21 protein-coding genes and 2 pseudogenes are annotated in these 21,523 nt (G+C 69.6%); 11 read left to right on the top strand and 12 right to left on the bottom strand.

The features are described 5' to 3' along the window. Positions 1-2 precede the first annotated feature (2 nt). Positions 3-971, top strand: a complete 969-nt coding sequence (locus ICW72_RS17560; protein ID WP_191083883.1) for a Bug family tripartite tricarboxylate transporter substrate binding protein — start codon at positions 3-5, stop codon at positions 969-971. A 10-nt stretch (positions 972-981) separates the two neighbouring features. Here the strand turns inward: ICW72_RS17560 and puuE are convergent, their stop codons facing one another. After that, positions 982-1,899 carry an allantoinase PuuE gene (gene puuE / locus ICW72_RS17555; RefSeq protein ID WP_191083882.1) on the bottom strand — a complete coding sequence of 306 codons (918 nt, stop codon included), beginning with the start codon at positions 1,897-1,899 and terminating at the stop codon, positions 982-984. Between the two features lie 109 nt (positions 1,900-2,008). Here puuE and ICW72_RS17550 point away from each other — a divergent pair, with 109 nt between their 5' ends. Next, on the top strand, positions 2,009-2,509 hold the full coding sequence (locus ICW72_RS17550) for an OmpA family protein (RefSeq protein WP_191083881.1): 501 nt from the start codon (positions 2,009-2,011) through the stop codon (positions 2,507-2,509). A 19-nt stretch (positions 2,510-2,528) separates the two neighbouring features. On the opposite strand, the gene ICW72_RS17545 is transcribed toward ICW72_RS17550, so the two are convergent. Genes ICW72_RS17545 through ICW72_RS17515 form a run of 7 tightly spaced genes read right to left on the bottom strand, consistent with a single transcriptional unit; the run spans position 2,529 to position 10,238 of the window. Next, complete coding sequence (locus ICW72_RS17545) at positions 2,529-3,461, bottom strand: 2-hydroxyacid dehydrogenase (RefSeq protein ID WP_191083880.1); 933 nt, start codon at positions 3,459-3,461, stop codon at positions 2,529-2,531. Continuing rightward, the gene (locus ICW72_RS17540) at positions 3,462-3,911 is read right to left on the bottom strand and encodes a hypothetical protein (protein ID WP_191083879.1); all 450 of its coding nucleotides are present in this window, start codon (positions 3,909-3,911) and stop codon (positions 3,462-3,464) included. Then, positions 3,898-5,529 carry an ABC transporter ATP-binding protein gene (locus tag ICW72_RS17535; protein WP_408639215.1) on the bottom strand — a complete coding sequence of 544 codons (1,632 nt, stop codon included), beginning with the start codon at positions 5,527-5,529 and terminating at the stop codon, positions 3,898-3,900. The genes ICW72_RS17540 and ICW72_RS17535 overlap by 14 nt, the downstream gene beginning before the upstream one ends. Next, complete coding sequence (locus ICW72_RS17530) at positions 5,526-6,560, bottom strand: ABC transporter permease (protein WP_191083877.1); 1,035 nt, start codon at positions 6,558-6,560, stop codon at positions 5,526-5,528. Before ICW72_RS17530 ends, ICW72_RS17535 begins: the two co-directional genes overlap by 4 nt. After that, positions 6,557-7,288: a DUF3891 family protein gene (locus tag ICW72_RS17525; protein ID WP_191083876.1), complete on the bottom strand. Its 732-nt coding sequence runs from the start codon at positions 7,286-7,288 to the stop codon at positions 6,557-6,559. The genes ICW72_RS17530 and ICW72_RS17525 overlap by 4 nt, the downstream gene beginning before the upstream one ends. 3 nt (positions 7,289-7,291) lie before the next feature. Then, positions 7,292-8,410, bottom strand: a complete 1,119-nt coding sequence (locus ICW72_RS17520; protein ID WP_191083875.1) for a microcin C ABC transporter permease YejB — start codon at positions 8,408-8,410, stop codon at positions 7,292-7,294. Position 8,411: 1 nt separating this feature from the next. Then, complete coding sequence (locus ICW72_RS17515) at positions 8,412-10,238, bottom strand: extracellular solute-binding protein (RefSeq protein ID WP_191083874.1); 1,827 nt, start codon at positions 10,236-10,238, stop codon at positions 8,412-8,414. A 90-nt stretch (positions 10,239-10,328) separates the two neighbouring features. Between ICW72_RS17515 and pdxA the strand changes: the two are divergent. The 3 genes and pseudogenes from pdxA (at position 10,329) to ICW72_RS17500 (ending at position 12,425) form a co-directional block, all read left to right on the top strand. Next, positions 10,329-11,299 (top strand): annotated as a pseudogene (gene pdxA / locus ICW72_RS17510) (4-hydroxythreonine-4-phosphate dehydrogenase PdxA). Next, positions 11,296-12,033: a pyridoxine 5'-phosphate synthase gene (locus tag ICW72_RS17505; protein WP_191083873.1), complete on the top strand. Its 738-nt coding sequence runs from the start codon at positions 11,296-11,298 to the stop codon at positions 12,031-12,033. Before pdxA ends, ICW72_RS17505 begins: the two are co-directional and overlap by 4 nt. A 245-nt stretch (positions 12,034-12,278) precedes the next feature. After that, on the top strand, positions 12,279-12,425 hold the full coding sequence (locus ICW72_RS17500) for a hypothetical protein (RefSeq protein ID WP_184385155.1): 147 nt from the start codon (positions 12,279-12,281) through the stop codon (positions 12,423-12,425). A 63-nt stretch (positions 12,426-12,488) separates the two neighbouring features. On the opposite strand, the gene ICW72_RS17495 is transcribed toward ICW72_RS17500, so the two are convergent. Further along, positions 12,489-12,830, bottom strand: coding sequence for a hypothetical protein (locus ICW72_RS17495; protein ID WP_184385153.1), 342 nt, complete (start codon positions 12,828-12,830; stop codon positions 12,489-12,491). A gap of 760 nt (positions 12,831-13,590) precedes the next feature. Here ICW72_RS17495 and sdhC point away from each other — a divergent pair. The 6 genes and pseudogenes from sdhC to ICW72_RS17465 all read left to right on the top strand — a co-directional run bounded on the left by sdhC (position 13,591) and on the right by ICW72_RS17465 (position 18,857). Continuing rightward, positions 13,591-14,028, top strand: a complete 438-nt coding sequence (gene sdhC / locus ICW72_RS17490; RefSeq protein ID WP_191083872.1) for a succinate dehydrogenase, cytochrome b556 subunit — start codon at positions 13,591-13,593, stop codon at positions 14,026-14,028. A gap of 20 nt (positions 14,029-14,048) precedes the next feature. Then, positions 14,049-14,438: a succinate dehydrogenase, hydrophobic membrane anchor protein gene (gene sdhD / locus ICW72_RS17485; protein ID WP_332308941.1), complete on the top strand. Its 390-nt coding sequence runs from the start codon at positions 14,049-14,051 to the stop codon at positions 14,436-14,438. A 99-nt stretch (positions 14,439-14,537) separates the two neighbouring features. Further along, positions 14,538-16,334: pseudogene (gene sdhA / locus ICW72_RS17480) on the top strand (succinate dehydrogenase flavoprotein subunit); the annotation flags it as partial. A 26-nt stretch (positions 16,335-16,360) separates the two neighbouring features. Continuing rightward, positions 16,361-17,143: a succinate dehydrogenase iron-sulfur subunit gene (locus ICW72_RS17475; protein WP_191083870.1), complete on the top strand. Its 783-nt coding sequence runs from the start codon at positions 16,361-16,363 to the stop codon at positions 17,141-17,143. A 45-nt stretch (positions 17,144-17,188) separates the two neighbouring features. Continuing rightward, entirely contained in the window at positions 17,189-17,605 is a 417-nt protein-coding gene (locus ICW72_RS17470) for a DUF1489 family protein (RefSeq protein ID WP_184385143.1), read from the top strand. A gap of 88 nt (positions 17,606-17,693) precedes the next feature. After that, entirely contained in the window at positions 17,694-18,857 is a 1,164-nt protein-coding gene (locus ICW72_RS17465; protein ID WP_191083869.1) for a cation:proton antiporter, read from the top strand. 28 nt (positions 18,858-18,885) lie between these two features. On the opposite strand, the gene ICW72_RS17460 is transcribed toward ICW72_RS17465, so the two are convergent. The 3 genes from ICW72_RS17460 to odhB form a co-directional block, all read right to left on the bottom strand. After that, positions 18,886-19,893, bottom strand: coding sequence for an aspartate-semialdehyde dehydrogenase (locus ICW72_RS17460; RefSeq protein ID WP_191083868.1), 1,008 nt, complete (start codon positions 19,891-19,893; stop codon positions 18,886-18,888). Between the two features lie 85 nt (positions 19,894-19,978). After that, positions 19,979-20,206 (bottom strand): hypothetical protein, encoded by a 228-nt coding sequence (locus tag ICW72_RS17455; RefSeq protein ID WP_184385136.1) that lies wholly within the window; start codon positions 20,204-20,206, stop codon positions 19,979-19,981. A gap of 2 nt (positions 20,207-20,208) precedes the next feature. Further along, positions 20,209-21,450, bottom strand: a complete 1,242-nt coding sequence (odhB, locus tag ICW72_RS17450) for a 2-oxoglutarate dehydrogenase complex dihydrolipoyllysine-residue succinyltransferase (protein WP_191083867.1) — start codon at positions 21,448-21,450, stop codon at positions 20,209-20,211. Between the last annotated feature and the right edge of the window lie 73 nt (positions 21,451-21,523).

Raw genomic sequence — 21,523 nt, 5'->3', positions numbered from 1 at the left:
CCATGCGTCGCACCCTTCTCGCGCTTGCCGCGCTGCTGCTGGCCGTGCCCGCGGCCGCGCAGGAATGGAACCCCGAGCGGCCGGTGCGCATCATCGTGCCCTTCCCGCCCGGCGGCGCCACCGACATCATCGCCCGCGTCTTCGCCGACCGGGCCAGCCGCGACCTGCCCCAGCGCTGGGTGGTGGAGAACCGCGCCGGCGCCAATGGCAATATCGGCATGGACCTGGCGGCACGCAGCGCGCCCGATGGCTACACGCTCGGCGCCTGCACCATCGGCAACTGCGCCATCAACGCCAGCATCTATGCGCGCATGCCCTATGACATCTCGCGCGACCTGGTGCCGGTCTTCTGGTCGGGCAGCGTGATGAACGTGCTGGTGGTGCGGCCCGACCATCCGGCGCAGGATTTTCCCCAATTCCTGGCCTGGGCGCGGCAGCAGGGCACGGCGGTGAACTTCTCCTCCTCCGGCTTCGGCAGCTCCAACCACCTGCTGCCGGAGCTGCTGAACTTCCGCCTCGGCCTGCAGCTGACCCACGTGCCCTTCCGGGGTGGCGCGCCGGGAATGCAGGCAGTGATGCAAGGCGCCACCCAGATGAAGTTCGAGAACGTCCCCACCCTGATCGGCGCCATCCGCGGCGGCCAGCTGCGCCCCCTGGTCGTCAGTGGGCGCGAGCGCGACCCGCAGCTGCCGGACGTGCCCACCCTGGCGGAGGTCGGCGTGGCGGATGCGGTGGTCGAGCCCTGGTTCGGCTACATGGCCCCGCGCGGCACGCCCCCGCATATCGTGGCGCGGCTGAACGCCCTGCTGAACGAGGCCAATGCGGACCCCGCCGTGCAGGAACGTCTCCGCACCCTGGGCGCCCGCCCCGAGGGCGGCCCGCCCGAGCGCTTCGCCGCCCATGTGCAGGGTGAGATCGCCCGCTGGCGCCAGGTGGTGGAGGCGAACCGGATCGAGCGCATCTCCGACTGAGGCGCCCGCCTCAGCCCGGCGGGTGCGTGGCCCACCAGTGGCGCGCGATGTCCTCGCGGCGCGCCACCCAAACATCGCCGCAGGCCACGACATGGTCGAGGAAGCGGGCCAGCGCGGCCGCGCGGCCCGGCCGCCCCACCAGGCGGCAATGCAGCCCCACGCTCATCATCCGCCCGCCCTCGGCGCGCAGCAGGTCGCAGGCATCGCGCAAATGGCGCTCGAACCCGTCCGGGTCGCCGAAGCCGGGGGGCACGGCGAACTTCATGTCGTTGTTGTCGAGCGTGTAGGGCAGCACCAGATGCGGCTTGCCCGCCACCTGCACGTAATGCGGCAGGTCGTCGTCATAGGCGTCGCTGTCGTAGAGGAAGCCGCCATGCTCGGCCACGAGACGGCGCGTGTTGGGCGACATGCGGCCCGTATACCAGCCCACCGGCCGGCGGCCGGTCAGGCGCTCGATCGTCTCGACGCAGCGGGCGATGTCGGCGCGCTCCTCGGCCTCGGGCATGTTGTGGTAGTCGATCCAGCGATAGGCGTGGCTGGCCACCTCATGGCCCTGCTCGGCGAAGGCGCGGGCGGCCGTCGGGTTGAGTTCCAGGGCGCGGCCCACGCCATAGACCGTCAGCTTCAGGCCGCGCGCCGCGAAAAGCCGCAGGATGCGCCAGACGCCGGCGCGCGCGCCGTAGTCGAACTGGCTCTCCACGCCGCGGTTGCGGGCGCCCAGCGTAGGGGCGCCACCGGGCACCTCATGCAGATAGGCCTCGCTGCCCGCATCGCCGTTCAGCACGGTATTCTCGCCCCCCTCCTCGTAATTCAGCACGAAGGAGAGGGCGAGGCGGGCACCTCCCGGCCATTTCGGGTCGGGCGGATTCGGGCCATAGCCCAGGAAGTCGCGCGGGGAGCCGGTGCCGTCGTCGAGGATCTGCGTCATACCCACAAGGATTTCCGGCCGGACTGGGCGCGGTCAAGCGGAATGGGCGCCGTGACAGCCCGCCCCGAAGCCGGCAAGACTGCGCGCCACCTTGTCCAGGAGAGATTCGATGGCCCATCTGAGGTTCGCCGGCACCGCCGCCCTGCTAGGCCTGCTGGCCGCCTGCGCCGAGCCGTCCAGCAACACGCGCTTCCCCGCACCCACCCTGTCGGGCCAAGCCGCGCCCGCTACGGCGGCCCCGGCGCCCGCCCCAGCCGCCACGCCGGCGCCCAACGCGCCGCATGGCAGCGAGCGCGCCTTCGTGGTGTTCTTCGAGGAATGGTTTGCGGCGCTCTCGGAACCCGCCCAGGCGGGGTTGAACCGGGTGGCCCAGATGGCCCTGGCTGAGCCGCGCGTGGGCGTGCTGGTGCTGGGCTACACCGGCCCGCGCGGCAGCGAGGAGGCCAATGCCCTGCTGGCCCGGCTGCGCGCCCGCCAGGTGGCGGATGCGCTGATCGAGAAGGGAATCGCGGCCTCGCGTATCCGCATCCTCTCGCGCGGGCCCATTCCGGGCTTCGAGAGCCTGGAGAGCCGGCGCGTGGAGGTGCGGATCGACGACGGGCGGCGGTGATCCACCGCCCGCGCCTTGCCTAGTACCCGGCGGAGAAATCCACGAGGTTGATCAGCGGGCGCCCCTCGCGCGCCCGCTGCAAATTCTCCACCACCTGCGGTGCGGCGCTCGACGGAATGGTGATGCTGGCCGCGTGCGGCCAGACCAGCACCTTGGGGTGGGTCCAGAAGCGATGATCGGCCGGCAGGGGCTCGGGCTCGAAGACGTCGAGCGCGGCGCCGGCGATATGGCCGGAATCAAGTGCCGCCAGCAGGTCGTCCGCCACCACATGCCCGCCGCGCGCGGCGTTGATGAGGAAGGCGCCCTTGGGCAGCAGGGCCAGCGTGCGGGCGTTGATCACGCCGCGCGTGTCCGGCGTCAGCGGCAGCAGGCAGACCAGGATGTCGGTCTTGGCCAGCATGGCGTCCAGGCCCGCCGCGCCGTGGAAGGTTTCCACACCGTCCAGGCTGCGCGGGTTGCGCGTCCAGCCCATCACCGGGAATTCCAGCATGCGGAGGAGGCGCGCCGAGGCCCCGCCCAGCTCGCCCAGGCCCAGGATGCCGACGCGGCGCTTGTGCGTGTCGGGCGCGGGCAGTTCGTTCCACACGCGCGCGGCCTGCTGTTCGCGGTATTCCAGGTCCTGCCGGTGGAAGCGCAGCACGTTCAGCAGCACCCATTCGGCCATGCCCTGGGTGAGGCGCGTATCCTTCAGCCGCGCCACCGGAATGCCAGGCGGCGGCCCCGGCGGGCGCAGCAGGTGGTCCACGCCCGCGCCCATGGAGACGATCAGCTTCAGGTTCGGATAGCGCCGCAGCTCCGCCATGTCGTGCTGCGTCCAGCACACCGCGGCCTCGATGCCGGCGGGGTCGCCCACATCGGGAAAGAGGCGGATGTCGAGGCTGGGGTCCACGGCCAGCAGCGCGTCGCGCCAATCCTCCATGGTCGCGGCTTTGGTGGAGAGCAGGATGGCCATTCAGGACCCCTCATGGAAAGAGCGCACGTAGCCCCGCCAGTCATCACGCTTGCGGGCGAGGCGCTCTGTGCCATCGGGCATGCGCGCGAACAAGGTGATGGTGCCGCGCGCCCATTGCGCGTCGAAGTTGCGTGGGTCCGCCAGGACATGCGCCGTGGTGCGGTCCATCACCGCGTCGCGGATGGTGGGGCGCACGCGAAACCACCACCAGGCGCAGCCCGCCAGCAGCAGCAGGCCGCCCAGCCAGCGATGGATCACCACCGCCGCCGCGAAGGAGGTGAGCAGGATGGCGGCCGCCGGCAGGATGTTCTCCGCGTGCGAATAGACCGGTGTGCCGGGCGTGTTCATCTTGCGGATGAGCACGCCGAGCGTGACCTTCTTCTCATCGAGAAGCCGGCGGAGTTCCTGGAGTTCCCGCCCCTCCCAAGGGTGCGGGTCAGCCCCGGACATCGGCGGTGGGCTCGGCGCGAAGCTCGAAGGCCGCGGCCATCAGGGCGCGGGTGTAGGGCTGTTGCGGGTTCTGGGTGAGCGCCTCGGCCTCGCCCATCTCCACGATCTTGCCGTTCCGCATCACGATGATGCGGTGCGCCATGGCGCGCACCACGCGCAAATCATGGCTGATGAACAGGTAGGCCAGGCGGTGCTTCGCCTGCAGCCCGCGCAGCAGCTCCACCACCTGCGCCTGCACGCTGACGTCGAGCGCGCTGGTCGGTTCGTCCAGCACCAGCAGCCGCGGCTTCAGCACCAGCGCGCGCGCGATGGCGATGCGCTGGCGCTGGCCGCCGCTGAATTCGTGCGGGTAGCGTTCGGCGCTGGCGGGGTCGAGGCCCACCTCCTCCAGCGCGGCCGCCACGCGGGACGCGCGTTCGGCGGCGGTCATGCCAGGTTCATGGACGGAAAGCCCCTCGCCCACGATCTCGGCGGCACTCATGCGCGGCGAGAGCGAGCCATAGGGGTCCTGGAAGACGATCTGCATGCGCGCGCGCAGCGGCCGCAACTCCCCGCGCGAGAGGTTCTGGATCTCGCGGCCCTGGAAGCGGATCACGCCCTGGCTTGTCTCCAGCCGCAGCAGCGCGAGACCGAGCGTGGTCTTGCCCGAGCCGCTCTCGCCCACCAGGCCCAGCGTCTCGCCCTCGCGCACGGCCATGTCCACACCGTCCACCGCCTTCACATGGGCCACGGTGCGGCGCAGGAAGCCGCGCCTGATGGGGAAGTGGACGCGCACATCCTCGCCGCGCAGGATTTCCGCGGCGCCCTCCGCCACGGGGGCAGGCCGGCCGCGCGGTTCGGTGGCCAGCAGCATCTGCGTGTAGGGGTGCCGCGGATTGGCGAAGACCTCGGCCACCGGGCCCTGCTCCACCACGCGGCCATCCTTCATGACCACCACGCGGTCGGCGTGGCGCTTCACGATGGTGAGGTCATGCGTGATGAGCAGCAGGGCCATCCGCATCTCGCGCTTCAGCCGAGCCAGCAGTTCCAGGATCTGCGCCTGGATCGTGACGTCGAGCGCGGTGGTGGGTTCGTCCGCGATCAGCAGCCGCGGATCGTTGGCCAGCGCCGCCGCGATCATCACGCGCTGCCGCTGCCCGCCCGAGAGCTGGTGCGGATAGGCGGCGAGGCGTTCCTCCACCTGCGGCAGCCCGGCGCGCTGGAGCTTCGCGATGACCTCCGCCCGCAGGGCGTCGCCGCGCAGAGGGCGATGGAGCGTGATGGCCTCGCTCACCTGCCGGCCGATGCTGTGCAGCGGGTTGAGCGAGGTCATGGGCTCCTGGAACACCATGCCGGCCACGCCGCCGCGCAGCCGCTGCATCTGGGCTTCCGTGGCGGCCGTCACATCGGTGCCATCCAACGTGATGCGGCCCTCGGGGTTGGAGCCGGTGGCGGCCAGCAGCCGCAGGATGGACAGCGCCGTGACCGACTTGCCGCTGCCGGATTCGCCCACGATGGCCAGCGTCTCGCCCGCATGCAGGGTGAAGGAGACGCCCTCCACCACCCGCTTGCCACGAAAGGCGACGGAGAGGTTTTCGACGGAGAGCAGGGGGCCGTCGGTCATCGTCGTCGCGCTCATCTTCCGCCACCCGGCAGTTTGCGCGGATCGAAGGCGTCCCGCACCGCCTCGCCGATGAAGATCAGCAGCGTCAGCACACCGCCCAGCACGAAAAAGCCCGTGAAGGCGAGCCATGGCGCCTGCAGATTGTTCTTCCCCTGTTGCAGCAATTCACCCAGCGAGGGCGAGCCGGGCGGCAGGCCGAAGCCCAGGAAGTCCAGGCTGGCCAGCACCGTGACGCTGCCGGAGAGGATGAAGGGCAGGAAGGTCAGCGTCGCCACCATCGCATTGGGCAGGATGTGCTGGAACATCAGCCGCCCGTCCGAAACGCCCAAGGCCCGCGCCGCGCGCACATAGTCGAGGTTCCTCCCGCGCAGGAATTCCGCGCGCACCACGCCCACCAGCCCCATCCAGGAAAACACCAGCAGGAAGATCAGCAGTGACCAGAAGGAAGGTTCGATCACGCTGGCCAGGATGATAAGCAGGAAAAGCTGCGGCATGCCCGACCAGATCTCGATGAAGCGTTGGAACAGCAGATCCGTCCAGCCGCCGTAATAGCCCTGCACCGCGCCGGCCGCGATGCCGATGATGGAGGCCGCGATGGTCAGCGTGAAGCCGAACAGCACCGAGATGCGAAAGCCGTAGATCACGCGGGCCATCACGTCGCGCGCCTGGTCGTCGGTGCCGAGCCAGTTGGACGCGCTGGGTGGCGAGGGCGCGGGCGTGGGCAGGTTCCGCACCAGCGTCGCGTGGCTGTAGGGGATGGGCGGCCAGATCACCCAGCCGCCGCGCTCGCGGATTTCGTCGGTCAGCACCGGGTCCTGCCAGTCGGCCGCGGTGGGGAAGCCGTCGGGGATGATGTCGCTTTCGGCGTATTCGACCAGGACGGGGAAGAAGTTGTTGCCCTCCATCCGCACGAAGAGCGGACGATCATTGGCGATGACCTCGGCGAAGAGCGTCACCACGAAGAGGATGCCGAAGATCCACAACGAGATCATGCCGCGCCGGTTCGCGCGGAAATTGGCCAGGCGGCGACGGGTGATGGGCGTCATGCGGCGGGGGTGAGGCGGAAGGAGAGTGCCACACGCGGCGCCGCGGCGAGCCCCGCCTGCATGGCGGCCGCATTGGCGAAGCGGCTGGGCAGGCGACGGGCCTCGGTGGTCAGCGTGATCTCGGCGGGTGCGAGCGGCCAGGGATCGAGCGTGGCGGTGAAGGGGCCGGTGCGCGTCATCTGCACGCCCGCGCAGTCGAAGCGCTCCTGCCCCCAGCAGAGGCCCAGCGCCACGGCATCGGCGAAGGCCACCTTCTGTTGCTGCGGCCGCACCTGTTCCTCGGTGACGCCGAGTTCCGCCATGATCTGCGCCGCCCAGGCGGGCGTGCGGGCCACATAGCCCTCCATGGCCGCGAGGCCGGCGGGCGTGGGCGCCATGCGGTTGTGCAGGATGTTCATGCCGTAGATGTGCCGCCCGTGCAGCAGCACCAGCAAGCCCACCCAGCCGCCCCAGTTGGCCAATGCGGCGCGCACGCCCGCCTCCCACATCGGCACATGCTCATCGCCCGCCAGCGCGTTGAACTGGCGCGGCAGGCCGGTCGCCTCGTCGAAGTCGGGCGCGGCCTCCCAGGGCATCCAGGGGCAGTCATGCTGGGCGGCGGCGAGGCACACGGCCTCGAAGGGTTCGGGCGGTTCGGCCAGCGCGCGAGCCAGTTGGCCGGAGAGGATGGCATGGGCGGGCTGCGGCGTGGCGATCACGCTGCCATCGGGCTGGGTCCAGAGGATCACGCGCTATCTCCTTGCCTCGAAGTCGATGCGCGGGTCCACCAGGGTGTAGGTGAAATCGCTCACGATCTGCAGGATCAGCCCCAGCAAAGTGAAGATGTAGAGGGTGCCGAACATCACGGGATAATCCCGCCGCAACGCCGCCTCGAATCCCAGCAGCCCGAGTCCATCCAGCGAGAAGATGATCTCCACCAGCAGCGCTCCCGTGAACAGGATGCCGATGAAGGCCGCCGGGAAGCCCGCGATGATGATGAGCATGGCGTTGCGGAACACATGCCCGTAGAGCACGCGCGATTCCGCGGCGCCCTTGGCGCGCGCGGTCAGCACGTATTGCTTGTTGATCTCCTCCAGGAAGGAGTTCTTGGTCAGCATGGTCAGCCCCGCGAAGCCGCCGATCACCAGGGTCAGCGTGGGCAGGAAGATGTGCCAGCCATAGTCCAGCGCCCGCTGCCAGAAGGGCCAGTCGCCAGCGCCCGGCGAGGCCAGGCCACGCAGCGGGAACCACTGGAAGAAGCTGCCGCCCGCGAAGAGCACCACCAGCATGACCGCGAACAGGAAGCCCGGGATCGCATAGCCCACCAGCACCACGCCCGAGGTCCAGAGGTCGAAGCGCGTCCCGTCCCGCACGGCCTTGCGGATGCCGAGCGGGATGGACACCAGGTAGATGATCAGCGTGGACCACAGCCCGAGCGAGATGGAGACCGGCAGCTTCTCGATCACCAGATCCCAGACCGCCCGGTCCTGGAAGAGCGACCGCCCCAGATCGAAGCGCAGATAGCCCGCCAGCATGGTGAAGAAGCGCTCATGCGCGGGCTTGTCGAAGCCGAAGGCGCGCTCGATCTCGGCCACCACCGCGGGGTCCAGGCCGCGGGCGCCGCGATAGGTGCCGACCGGCCCGCCCTCGCCGCCGCCGCCCGTGCCGAAGGCGCTGGGCTGGGCGGTGCGGACCTCGCCGCCGCCCTCGCCCGTCAGGCGGCCGAGGGTCTGCCCCTCGCCGCGCAGCTCGGCCAGCATCTGCTCCACGGGGCCGCCCGGGGCGAACTGCACCACGGCGAAGTTGATGAGGATGATGCCGAACAGCGTCGGCACCACCAGCAACAGGCGGCGAAGGAGATAGGCGCCCAACTCAGCCCCGCCGCGCGGCGGTCAGCGCGGCGTCGCGCGCCGGGTCTATCCACCAGCTGTCGAAGCCGAGCCCGTAGCGCGGGTTGCGCTCCGGCCGGCCGAAGCGGTCCCAGAAGGCCACCCAGAAGCGGCGGTTGTGCCATTGCGGGATGACGAAGTGGTGGTGCAGCAGCACGCGGTCCAGCGCGCGGGTGCGGTGGATCAGTTCCTCGCGGTCGGGCGCGTTGATCAGCAGTTCGACCAGCTCGTCCACCACGGGGTCGCAGATGCCAGCCACGTTCTGGCTGCCATTCTCGCGCGCCTTCTCGCAGGTCCAGTAGTCGCGCTGCTCATTGCCGGGGCTGAGGCTCTGACCCATCACGTCCACGGTCATGTCGAAGTCGAAGGCGTCGGTGCGGACCTGGTATTGCGCGGGGTCCACGGTGCGGACCCGCGCCTCGATGCCCAGGCGCTGCAGCCATTGCACATAGGGCAGGGCCACGCGCTCGAAGCTCGCGCCGTTCAACAGGATCTCGAAGCTGAAGGGCTGGCCCTGCGGGTTGACCATGCGGCGGTTCCGCACCTCCCACCCCGCCTCACGCATCAGGGTCAGCGCGCGGCGCAGCCCGTCGCGGTTGTTGCCGCTGCCATCGGTGACGGGCAGGCGGAATTCCGTGGTGAAGACGCTCTCGGGCACGCGGCCGCGGTAGCGTTCCAGGATTTCCAGCTCGCGCCCCTCGGGCAGGCCGGAGGAGGCGAGTTCGGAATTGGAGAAGAAGCTGGTGGTCCGCGCGTAGAGCCCGTTGAAGATGTTGGCGTTCAGCCATTCATAGTCGAACACGGTCATCAGCGCCTCGCGCACCCGCGCATCCTGAAAGAGCGGGCGGCGGAGGTTCATCACGAAGGCCTGCATGCCGGTGGGCAGCTCGTGCCGGATTTCGTCGCGGATCACGAGGCCGCGGCGCATGGCCGGGAAGTCGTAGCCCGTGGCCCAGTTGCGCGCGATGTTCTCGGTGCGGAAATCGATCTGCCCGGCCTTGAAGGCCTCGAAGGCCACGGTGGCGTCGCGGAAGTATTCATAGCGCATCACGTCGAAATTCTCGGTGCCGCGCTTTGTGTTGAGGTTGGCCGCCCAGGCATCGGGCACGCGCGCATAGGTGATGCTGCGGCCGGAATCGAAGCTCTCCACCCGATAGCTGCCGGAGCCGAGCGGGGCTTCCTGCAAGGGCCGCGCGAAGTCGCGCCCCTCCCAGAAATGCTTCGGCAGGACGTAGAGCTGGCCCAGAATGAGCGCCAGCTCCCGGTTCTCATTGCTGCGGAAGCGGAAGGTGACGCGGCGCGGGCCCTCGGCCACCGCCTCCGCCACATCGCCCCAATAGGAGCGAAAGAAGGGCCTTCCCTGGGCGCGCAGCGTCTGGAAGCTGAACACGACATCCTCGGCCGTGATGGGGCGGCCATCATGCCAGCGCGCCCCCTCGCGCAGCTCGAAGGAGACGCCCATTCGGTCCGCCGGGATTTCAATGGTCTCGGCCAGGTGCGCGTATTCGGTGCTGGCCTCGTCCGAGGAGGTGGCGAGGAGCTGGTCGTAGATGTTGATCAGCCCCACCGCCGGCGTGCCGCGCAGGATGAAGGGGTTCAGGCTGTCGAAGCTGCCCAGCGCCGTCAGCGTCACCTGCCCGCCCTTGGGCGCATCCGGGTTCACCCAGGGCCAATGCGGGAAATCCGCCGGCAAAGCGGGTTCGCCCAGCAGCGAGAGAGCATGGGTGCGGATGGGCCCCTGCTGGGCCATCGCCCGCCCGGAGAAGGCGACGAGGCCAAAGCCGGCGGCGAAGAGGTCACGGCGCTTCATGCCCACAGGATGGGGGTGCGCGAGGCGCAGGACAACCGCCCGTTCGCGCCCCGGATACCGGCGCCGCCCGATCCGCGCTAAATGGCCCTCATGCTGGCACTCACCATGGGCGAACCGGCCGGGATCGGCCCCGAAATCACCGCCCGCGCCTGGGCGGCGCTGCGGCAAGGCGGGCCGGAATTCCTCTTCCTGGGCGATGCCGACCTGATCCGGGGTGTCCCGGTGGCGCGCGTGGACAGCCCCGAATCGGCGCGTGCGGCCTTTCCCCAGGCCTTGCCCGTGCTGCACCGCCCCCTGCCCGTCCCCGCCACGCCGGGCCAGCCGCAGGCCGCGACCGCGCCCGCCGTGCTGGCCGCGATCGAGGAAGCGGTGGCGCTGGCGCGCGCGGGCCGGGTCGGCGGCGTGGTCACCAACCCCATCCAGAAATCCGTGCTGACGGCGGCCGGCTTCCCACATCCCGGCCACACCGAGTTCCTGGGCGAATTGGCCGGCACCGGCGTGCCCCCCGTCATGATGCTGGCCTGCCCACAGCTGCGCGTGGTGCCGGTGACGGTGCACGAGCCACTCGCACGCGCCATCGCGCGCCTCACCCCCGAACTCATCGTGGAACATGCCCGCATCGCCCATGCCGGGCTGCGGCGGGATTTCGGGATCGCATCCCCCCGCCTCGCCGTCGCGGGGCTCAACCCCCATGCGGGCGAGGCCGGCACGCTCGGCCATGAGGACCAGGCCATCGTGGCCCCCGCCGTCGCCATGCTCCGCGCCGAGGGCATCGAGGCCACCGGGCCCCACCCCCCGACACCCTGTTCACCGCCAAGTCCCGCCCCCTCTATGACGCGGCGATCTGCCTCTACCACGACCAGGCGCTGATCCCGATCAAGACGCTGGACATGGACGGGGGGGTGAATGTGACGCTCGGGCTTTCCATCATCCGCACCAGCCCGGACCATGGCACCGCGCTCGACATCGCCGGGCGCGGGATCGCCAGCCCGGACAGCCTGATCGCCGCCATCCGCCTCGCCGCGCAACTCGCCCACCACCGCAGGACCCACGCCGCATGAGGCTTTCCGTCAACATCGACCATGTGGCCACGCTGCGGAATGCGCGGGGCGGCCATCTCCCCTGCCCGGTCGCGGCCGCGCAGCTCTGCGTGGCGGCCGGCGCCGACGGCATCACCTTTCATATGCGCGAGGACCGGCGGCACATCCGCGATCAGGATGTGCGCCGCCTGCACGCCGAGGTCACCACGCGCCTGAACTTCGAAATGGCCGCGACGCCCGAAATGGTGGCGCTGGCCGAGGAGTTGGCGGGCTCCGGCCAGGGCCTGGCCGCCTGCTGCTTCGTGCCGGAGAAGCGCGAGGAGCTGACCACCGAGGGCGGGCTCGACGTCACCCGCGCCGGCCCCTTCCTGGGCGAGGCCATCGCGCGCCTGGCCGCGAAGGGGGTGGAGGTGTCGCTCTTCGTGGAGCCCGACCCCGTGCAGATCGAGGCCGCGCGCGCCCTGGGCGCCCAGGCCGTCGAGCTGCACACCGGCACCTATGCCGATGCGGCGCCCGAGGCCCGCCCGGCCCTGGCCGCCCGGCTGGCGGAGGGCGCGCGGGTGGCGGCCGGCCTCGGGCTGCATTGCCATGCGGGGCATGGGCTCTCCTTCGAGACCATCACGCCCATCGCCGCCATCCCCGAGATCAGCGAGGTCTCGATCGGGCATTTCCTCATCGGCGCCGCGGTGTTCGAGGGGCTGCCTTCGGTCATCGCGCGCATGCGCGGGCTGATGCGGGCCGCAAGGGGCGCCTGAACCCGGCGACGCGCAAGGCGCCTCGCAAAATGCGAGGCCTCGCGCTTCGCAAGCGTGAAGGCCCTGACGTGGCGCCGCGGCACGGGCTTCTTCCCATCGCGGCACCGCCTCGGCATTTGGCGTTTAAGCCCCTGTTAATATTTGGATGTCTTGCTCCACCATGCGGGCCCGCTGTTGGAGTGTCTCTCCTGGCACAGGCCTTGCTGACCTGACGGGCAGATCGAACCGATCCGTGGAGACCGAAAATGGCCAATCCGAACAGCGACCTCGCGACCACCTACGTCCGCAAGAACCAGGAGGCGCCCGTGTCGCTCCGCAGCTATATCCTGCAGGGCGCGGTGTGGCTCACCGTGATGCTCGGCCTGTTCTTCACCGCCGGGCTGCGTTTCTGAGACGCCACTCAGCGTCCCTGAAGGCGCCACGGGCTCGAACCCCATGGCGCCTTGACCGGACCTTCAGGCCTTGCGGGTGAGGGTCGGAATTTCCTCGCGCAGGCGGAAGCGCAGCGCGGACCAGATGTGATCGAGGGCCACCTGCGTCACCGGCAGCAGCCCGGCCTGGGTCAGCGGTTCCCAGCCATGGTCACGGTCGAGGTCGGACCGCACCGGCCCCGTCTTCTTGGGGTAGGCGAACCACAGACGCCCACCGACCCCGTAAAGGTCCAGCGCCCGCGCCGCGACCCGCGCCAGGGTGGCACGGTCGCTCGCGAAGGCGAGGATCAACTCAGGCTCGGACGCATTGGTGGCCGGCAGGCCGTGCTTGAAGCCGGCGGGCGGGTCAATGACGGCGCAGACCATCCCGGGCTTGAATCCGAGCTTCCGAGGGATCGGAGCTTCTAGGGCAGTGTCAATCAACGTCACCCCGGCGGCCAGGCCACCGGCCCCAATAAAAAACGTCGCGCGGATGATGACCGGAACTCCGAACGACCCTGGACCCAGGGTGCGATGACGGAATCACACGGCCTCTCGACCTCCGAAGGCGCACGCGCCGCCGCGGAGGTCGCGGCCACTTCTTGCCCGCGGGGCGATGGGGTCGCGGGGAAGCCGGGGCCAGGGCCCTCTTTCCGCCGTTTCTCCTCCCGGAGCCTTCAAGGCCCACCGGTCATGACCGCGCCAAGCGCAAGTCAGGTGGACCGGCCAAACCGAAGGTCGTCGAACGCCGATGGCAAACAAGTGACAGCCCTGGGGACATACCCCCGTATGGGTGTCCGGATCAATTCTGGAACTGCACGCGTGCCACCCGCTGCACGCAGGTGACGGTTGCGCCACGCGACGGGGAAGCCGCGCGAAGGCGCTCGCGCCAGGGTGGCGCAAAGCATGTCCGTTTCTGACGCTATACAGAATCGCCGGGGCGGCGGAAATCCAGGCTTCGCGCGGCGACGCCAACCGTTGCTTCTTCGTATCTTCCACTTCGGCGGGGTTCGGTTGGATTGACGCCGCAACGCCTGGACGCCTACAAGACCGGCCGAGGACGCAAAGCTGGAGCGAAGGCGATGACGCCGCGCGATAACACAGGCCGCATCCCTGCGATGGCGGTCCGCAACCGGGAATTGGCGGCATGAAGGACCCCCGCGAGGCCGGCATGGTCGGCCGGCGCACCGACGGCACGCTGATCCGCCGTCCACTGTCGCCGCATCTGCAAGTCTATGACATGATGCAGATGACGAGCGCGCTTTCCATCATGCACCGCGCCACGGGCGCCGCATGGTCGGTGGGCACCGTGCTGCTGGTCTGGTGGCTGGTGGCCGCCGCGGCCGGGCCCGAGGCCTTCGCCCGGGTGGAATGGTTTCTCTCTTCCATCCTCGGCATGCTGGTGCTGTTCGGCCTGACGGCCGCGGCCTGGTATCACACGCTGGCCGGCATCCGGCATTTGGCCTGGGATGCGGGGCATGGCTTCGAACTGGCGCAGGCCTATCGCAGCGGCCGCATGGTGCTGGTCGGCACCGCCGTTCTGACGGTGCTGACCTGGGTTCTCGTCTTCGTGTTTCGGGGTTGAAGATGGCCGTCAAGGATAGCGTGAGCCAAAGCGCCCTTCGCACCCCGCTCGGCCGCGTGCGCGGCCTGGGCTCGGCCCGTGGCGGCACCCATCACTGGTGGATGCAGCGCGTCACATCCATCGCCCTGCTGCCGCTGACCCTCTGGTTCGTGTTCAGCGCGGTGGGGCTGGCCGGCGCGGGCTATGCCGAGACGCGCGCCTTCATCGGCGCCCCCCTCAACGCGGTGCTGCTGCTGGCATTGATCGGCCTGACCTTTCACCACATGGCGTCCGGCCTGCAGGTGGTGGTCGAGGACTACACGCGCGGCGAATTCGCGCGGATGGCCACGATTTTGGTCATCAAGGGCGTGTGCCTGCTGATGGCGCTGGCCTCGGCGTTGGCGGTGCTGCGGATCGCCCTCGGTTCGTAGCGATCGCGTAACGGGATTGGCGACCCCTTCCGGGCCGCCCAAAACAGGTTGGGGTGGTGGCGCGGCGTCTCGCGCCCCGCAAAGGATGGATCGGGAACGATGAACGCGATCAGCAAGCCGTCTTCAGGGGCCTATCGTGTGGTGGACCACACCTATGACGTGGTGGTGGTCGGCGCCGGTGGCGCGGGGCTGCGCGCCACCTTCGGCATGGGCGCCTCGGGCCTGAAAACCGCCTGCATCACCAAGGTCTTTCCCACGCGCAGCCACACCGTGGCGGCGCAGGGCGGCGTGGGTGCCGCGCTCGGCAACATGGGCGAGGATGACTGGCGCTGGCACATGTACGACACCGTGAAGGGGTCGGACTGGCTGGGTGACCAGGACGCCATCGAATATATGTGCCGCGAGGCGGTGCCGGCCATCATCGAGCTGGAGCACTATGGCGTGCCCTTCAGCCGCACCGAGGATGGCCGCATCTACCAGCGCCCCTTCGGCGGCCACATGAAGGAATACGGCAAGGAGCCCGCGATGCGCGCCTGCGCCGCGGCCGACCGCACGGGCCATGCTATCCTGCACACGCTCTACCAGCAGTCGCTCAAGCATGGCTGCGAGTTCTTCGTGGAGTACTTCGCCCTCGACCTCATCATGGATGATGAGGGCGTGTGCCGCGGCGTGATCGCGTGGAACCTGGAAGACGGCTCCATGCACCGCTTCCGGGCGCAGAAGGTGGTGCTCGCCACCGGCGGCTATGGCCGCGCCTGGTTCTCCGCCACCTCCGCCCACACCTGCACCGGCGATGGCGGCGGCATGGTTTTGCGCGCCGGCCTGCCCCTGCAGGACCAGGAATTCGTGCAGTTCCACCCGACCGGCATCTATGGCGCGGGCTGCCTCGTGACCGAGGGCGCCCGCGGCGAGGGCGGATACCTCACCAACTCCGAGGGCGAGCGCTTCATGGAGCGCTACGCCCCCACCGCCAAGGACTTGGCTTCGCGCGACGTCGTCTCCCGCGCCATGTCGCTGGAAATCCGCGAGGGGCGGGGCTGCGGCCCGCTCAAGGACCACATCATGCTCCACCTGGAGCATCTCGGCGCCGACATCCTGCATGAGCGCCTGCCGGGCATTTCCGAGACGGCCCGCATCTTCGCCGGCGTGGACGTGACGAAGGAGCCGATCCCGATGCTCCCGACCGTCCACTACAACATGGGCGGCATCCCGACCAACATCCACACCGAGGTGCTGCGCCCCACCCGCGAGGACGAGGACGCCATCGTCCCCGGCCTGATGGCGGTGGGCGAGGCGGCCTGCGTCTCGGTGCATGGTGCGAACCGCCTGGGCACCAACTCCCTGCTCGACCTGGTGGTGTTCGGCCGTGCGGCCGCCCATCGTGCCTCCGAGACGGTGAAGCCCGGCGCCAGCCAGCCGCCTTTGCCGCCGCGTGCCGGCGAGGGCAGCCTCGACCGCTTCGACCGCATCCGCCATGCCAAGGGCAGCACCGGCACGGCCGAGCTGCGCCTCGAGATGCAGCGCACCATGCAGGCCCATGCGGCCGTGTTCCGCAATTCGGAGCTGCTGCGCGAGGGCGTGGACAAGATGAAGAAGGTCCACACCGGCTTCAGCGACCTGCGCGTGAACGACCGCAGCCTCGTCTGGAACACCGATCTGGTGGAAGCGCTGGAGCTGGACAACCTGGTCGGCAACGCGATGACCACCATCGTCAGCGCCGAGGCCCGCAAGGAAAGCCGCGGCGCGCACGCCCAGGAGGATTTCCCGGACCGTGACGACGACAACTGGATGAAGCACACGCTCGCCTCGATGAACGAGAAGGGCGAGGTGAGCCTCGACTATCGCGGCGTGAAGATGCGCACCCTCACCAACGAGGTGCAGGTGTTCCCCCCAAGGCCCGCGTCTACTAAGGACCCCAGATCATGGCCACCTTCACCCTGCCCAAGAACTCGACCATCCAGGGGGGCAAGACCTTCAAGGCCGAGCCGGGCGCGACCAACGTCAAGGCCTTCAAGATCTACCGCTGGGATCCGGATGACGGGGCCAACCCGCGCACGGACACCTTTGAGCTCGATCTCGACAAGTGCGGCCCGATGGTCCTGGACGCGCTCATCAAGATCAAGAACGAGGTGGACAGCACGCTGACCTTCCGGCGGTCCTGCCGCGAGGGTATCTGCGGCTCCTGCTCGATGAACATCGACGGGCTGAACACCCTGGCCTGCCTCAAGCCCATCGACGAGGTGAAGGGCGATGTCCGCATCACCCCCCTGCCCCACCTCCCCGTGGTCAAGGACCTGGTGCCGGACCTGACGCAGCTCTACGCGCAGTATCGCAGCGTCGAACCCTGGCTGAAGGCCTCCACCCCGCCCCCGCCGGATGAGGAGCGCCGCCAGTCCAAGGAGGAGCGCGCCAAGATGGACGGGATGTGGGAGTGCATCCTGTGCTTCTGCTGCTCCACCGCCTGCCCCTCCTACTGGTGGAATGGCGACCGCTTCCTGGGTCCGGCCATCCTTCTCGCCGCCTATCGCTGGATCAGCGACAGCCGCGACGAGGCGACGGGCGAGCGCCTGGACAACCTCGAAGACCCGTTCCGCCTCTACCGCTGCCACACCATCATGAACTGCACCCGGACCTGCCCGAAGGGGCTGAACCCGGCCGAGGCGATCGGCAAGATCAAGCAGTTGATGGTGGAGCGCCAGGGCTGAGGTAAGGGCTTGCCCGACTCCGGTCGGGCGCCACATTCAGGAGGGATGGTGCACCTCCTGAAACTCTCGGTCGGCGTGCGGGACGTGGCGCATCTGCGCGCCATCCAGGCCCTGCGCGCCACCGCCGCCCCGCCGCTGCGCCACCAGACGCGCATGGCGCCCAAGCGCCGCGACGAGCTGCTCGACGGCGGCAGCATCTATTGGGTCATCGGCGGCTATATCCAGGTGCGGCAGCGCCTTCTCGACATCATCGAGGACCGGTGGGATGACGGCACCGCCTGCGCGGGGCTGGTGCTGCACCCGGAACTGATCCCCGTCGCCGCAAGGCCGATGAAGCCCTTCCAGGGCTGGCGCTACCTCGACGCCGAGGCCGCGCCCGCGGACATCACCGAGGCGGCCGCCATCTCCGATGACCTGCCGCCCGCCCTGAAGGCGGCGCTGCGCGAAGCCTGCCTGATCTGACGCGGCTGTAACCCCGCGCGCCGCTGGCGCGTTGCGTTCCCGCCAGTCCAGGAGGGGTGCATGCGCCGGTTCAAGTCAGGTCAGCGCCATGCTGGCTGAGCTTCCGATCGAGGATGTCATTCTCCAATTCGCCGTGGTGATCACCGCGGCGCTGGTGGTGCAGCTGCTCTTCGAACGCACGCGCGTTCCGGGCCTGATCGGGCTGATCCTCCTGGGCATGGCCATCGGGCCGGGTGGGGCGGGCGTGCTGCCGGAAGGGCCGGTGGTGGAGCTGTTTGGCTCCATCGGCCTGCTCTACATCATGTTCCTGGCCGGGGTGGAGATCGACCTCGACCTGGTGCGGGAACGCAAGCGGGAGGCGCTGGGCTTCGGAACGCTGGCCTTCGTGCTCTCCTTCGCGCCCGCCTTCGGCGCGGGGCTGGTCTTCGGCCTGGGGCTGCCGGGCGCGCTGCTGCTGGGCGCGGCCCTCGCCTCCCATACCCTGGTCGCCTACCCGATGATCAGCCGGATGGGGCTGGCGGGCCGCCGCCCCATCGTGGCCGCAACCGGCGGCACCCTGCTGACCGACACGCTCTCCCTGCTCGTGCTGGTCGCCGTCATCCGCATCGCGGGGGGCGAGGGCGGCTGGACCTGGCTGGTACCGGTCGCGGCGCTCGCCGCGCTGTCGGCTGCGGCCCTGCTGCTGATTCCGCGCCTGGCGCGGCTGATACTGGCGGCAGAGAAGCACACCGCGGCCGAAAAGGCGCTGTTCCTGCTGGCCGTCCTGCTGCTGCTGGCCGTGGCGGCGGAGGCGATCGGCACGGAGGACATCCTGGGCGCCTTCCTGGCCGGCCTCTGCCTGAACCGCGCCCTGCACCGGCGCGAGGAGCTGAAGGAAAACCTCGAATTCGTGGGCCGCATGCTCTTCGTCCCCTTCTTCTTCGTGGAGACGGGCATGCGGCTGCGGCTGGACGCGCTGGAGTCGGTCACGACCTGGCTCTTCGCCCTGGCGCTGGTCGCGGTGATCGTGCTGTCGAAATCCCTGGCGGCCGCAATCGCCGCGCGTCTCTTCGGCTACTCGCGGATCGAGGGACTGGCCATGGCGAGCCTCTCCTTCCCGCAGGCGGCGGCCACGCTCGCCGTGGTCGTGATCGGCATGGAGATGGACCTGATCGACGCCGTCACCGCCGACGCCATCATCATCGTGATCTTCCTGACCTGCCTGTTCGGCCCGCTGCTGACCCGCTACGCGGCCCGCAAGATGGCGGGATGAGGGGCGGTCATCCCGCCCCCCCTTTTCATCACGCCGGCACCGGCAGCTTCATCCGCTCGGCGATCTGCACGGCGTTCAGCGCGGCGCCCTTCAGCAGTTGGTCGCCGCAGAGAAACAGGTCGAGGCCCCGGTCCCCGAACACGTCATTGGCACGGATGCGGCCGGCCTCCACATCATCGGCGCCGGTGGCCGTCAGAGGCATGGGGTAGAGCTTCGCGCCCACATCATCCATCAGCCGCACGCCCGGCGCCTTGGCCAGGACCGCGCGGGCGGCCTCGGGCGTCACGGGACGCTCGGTCTCGATGGTCACGGCCTCGGCATGGACGCGCATGGTCGGGATGCGGACGGCGGTGCAGGAGATCAGCAGCTCCGGCATGGCCATGATCTTCCGGCTTTCCCAGGCCACCTTCATCTCCTCCCGCGTGTAGCCATTGGGCTGGAAGCTGTCGATGTGCGGGATCACGTTGAAGGCGAGGGGGTGGGCGAAGACCTCGGCCTGGGCGGGCTGGCCCTCGACCAGCACGCGGCGGGTCTCCCGCTCCAGTTCCACCATCCCCTCCGCCCCGGCGCCCGAGGCCGCCTGGTAGGTGGAGACGATGACGCGCTTCAGCCCGAAGGCCTGGCGCAGCGGCTCCAGCGCCACCACCAGGATGGCCGTGGTGCAGTTGGGGTTGGCGATGAGGCGGTGGTCGCCGATGGCGTGGCCGTTCACCTCCGGCACCACCAGCGGCACATCGGCTTCCAGGCGCAGCGCGGAGGAATTGTCCACCACGGCCACGCCCTCGGCCGCGAGCGCGCGGGCATGCGCCTTGGCGAAATCGCCCGAGACGGCCAGCAGCGCGAGGTCCAGCTTGCGCGCGCGCTCCATCGAGAATTCCTCGATGGTCACGTCACCGAAGGGCGTTTTCTGCGTGGTGCCGGCGCTGCGCGCCGAGGCGAAGAGGCTCAGCTGCGTCACCGGAAAGCGGCGACGGGCCAGAACATCCACCAATTCCTTGCCGACGGCGCCGGTCGCGCCAATCACACCCACACGCATTGGTCAGGCTCCTTTCGAAGCCTGAGGGGTTACCGCGCGAAACCCGGCCCAACAAGGCCGGATTCGCGGCGGCAGACCCGCGCCGTCAGAATTCCCGGCGGGGCGGGCGGCGGTCGCGGGGCGGCGGGGCGGGGGCGGCCAAATCCGCCTCCAGCTCCTTGATCTTCGCCTTCACGCTGTCCCGCAGGGCGGGGGTGGCGTGGGGCTTCATGCCGGCCAGCACCTCGCGCAGTTCACGCAGCTGCTTCTCCTTCTCGGGGCGCGATCGGGAGATGGGCCGGTTGTCGCTGAGCTGGCCTTCGCGCGAACGCATGGTCAGACGCCCAGCATGAGGCGGCGCGGATCCTCGATGGCCTCCTTCACGCGGACCAGGAAGCTCACCGCCTCCTTCCCGTCCACGATCCGGTGGTCATAGGACAGGGCCAGGTACATCATGGGCCGCACCTCGACCTTGCCACCGACCGCCATGGGCCGGTCCTGGATCTTGTGCATGCCCAGGATGCCGGACTGCGGCGGGTTCAGGATGGGCGTGGACATCAGCGAGCCATAGATGCCGCCATTGGTGATGGTGAAGCTGCCGCCCGCCATCTCCTCCAGCTTCAGCTGGCCGTCGCGCACGCGCTTGCCGAAATCCGCGATGGTCTTCTCGATCTTGGCGAAGTCCATCTCATCGGCATTGCGCAGCACGGGCACCACGAGGCCCGAGGGCCCGCCCACCGCGATGCCCATATGAACGAAGTTCTTGTAGATGACCTCGTCGCCCTCGATCTCGGCGTTGACGGCGGGGAATTCCTTCAGCGCGGCCACGCAGGCCTTCACGAAGAAGGACATGAAGCCGAGCTTCACGCCGTGGCGCTTCTCGAAATGGTCCTTGTATTCGGCGCGCAGCGCCATGACCGCGCCCATGTCCACCTCGTTGAAGGTGGTCAGCATGGCGGCGGTGTTCTGCGCCTCCTTCAGGCGGCGGGCGATGGTGGCGCGCAGGCGCGTCATCTTCACCCGCTCCTCGCCGCCTTCCAGCTTGCGGGCGGGCTTGGCGGCGGCAGGGGCGGGCGCGCCGGCGCCGGCCGGGCGGCTCAGGAAGTCGAGCACATCACCCTTGGCGATGCGGCCATCCTTCGCGGAGCCCTGGCCGATCTGCGCCTGCGTCACATTGTTCTCGGCCATCAGCTTGGCGGCCGCGGGAAGGGGCGCGTGGCCGCCCGGGGCGGTGCCATGCGCCTCGGCCTGCTTCACCGAACCCCCGCCCGTGCCGACGGGCTTGGCGGCGGAGGTCGGCGCGGCGGCAGGGGCCGCGGCGGGCTTGGCCGCGGCGCCGGCGCCGACGGCGATGGAACCCAGCACGGCGCCCGGTTCCACCTCGGCGCCCTCCTGGGCGGTGATGGCCTCCAGCACGCCGGCGGCGGGGGCATTCACCTCCACCGTGACCTTGTCGGTCTCCAGTTCCACCAGCGGCTCATCCGCCGCCACGGCCTCGCCGGCCTGCTTCATCCAGCGCGCCACGGTGGCCGTGCTCACGCTTTCGCCCAGGGTGGGCACAACGATGTCCGTCGCCATTGGTCTCTGCCTTCTTTGCCCCTGATCTAGGGCATCGGGGGGCCGGGTGTCATCCGGCCCCATGCTTCAGTTT

This window comes from Roseococcus microcysteis (assembly GCF_014764365.1).
Classification (GTDB): Bacteria; Pseudomonadota; Alphaproteobacteria; order Acetobacterales; family Acetobacteraceae; genus Roseococcus; species Roseococcus microcysteis.
This window is presented reverse-complemented; position numbering and strand designations above follow the sequence as displayed.